Origin of the sequence: Corynebacterium sp. HMSC05E07 (genome assembly GCF_001807225.1) — a bacterium.
In the GTDB taxonomy this organism is placed as follows: Bacteria; Actinomycetota; Actinomycetes; order Mycobacteriales; family Mycobacteriaceae; genus Corynebacterium; species Corynebacterium singulare.
This window is the reverse complement of record NZ_KV788270.1, coordinates 4,599-5,126: the sequence shown is the minus strand read 5'-3', so window position 1 is coordinate 5,126 and position 528 is coordinate 4,599. Positions and strand designations below refer to the sequence as shown.

The window sequence follows — 528 nt, the reverse complement described above, 5'->3', positions numbered from 1 at the left end:
ATGATTAGCAAGCAGGATGTGATTGTGGACGGCACCCGATTTGCTATCGGTGTGAGTGGCTATCAGAGCAGGGGAATGGGGGGCTACAATCTCCGCTAACCGACAGCCTGCATGGTGCGCCATCTCGGCATCAGCATCTGATGTTTTATCGAGCTCGTCGGGTGAGAAAGATTGGACAATCGAGACGACCTGATTAACCCGTGTTGAATGCTGGTTAACTAAGGCTCGTGTATCACGGCCAAAAGAATCCAGATCGAACCCTGGGCGCGGGCCTATGACTGAGGCCTGGGCTGCGCGCAACTTACGTGTGCCATCCGCCCCTTCACCCGGCCCACTCTTCGAGCCGTAGAGAACATAGGTTGCCGCCGCCACCGCGTCCTTGGATCTCGTTACCGTTGTGATCGACATGTCTTCTCCACAAGTCCGGCAACGTCTCTCGCCATGGCTTCCAGATCGTCGGCTATAGAAACAAGCGTGTTCGGATCCACGTCACGGGAGAGACGATAATCCGTTCTTTCAAACTCCCGT

The 528-nt window shown here is 55.3% G+C and carries 1 protein-coding gene; it reads right to left on the bottom strand.

The window, feature by feature from the left end; all coding sequences use genetic code 11:
* A partial coding sequence (locus HMPREF3149_RS10830; RefSeq protein ID WP_168162214.1) for a relaxase/mobilization nuclease domain-containing protein occupies positions 1-408 on the bottom strand: 408 nt, incomplete at its 3' end.
* Between the last annotated feature and the right edge of the window lie 120 nt (positions 409-528).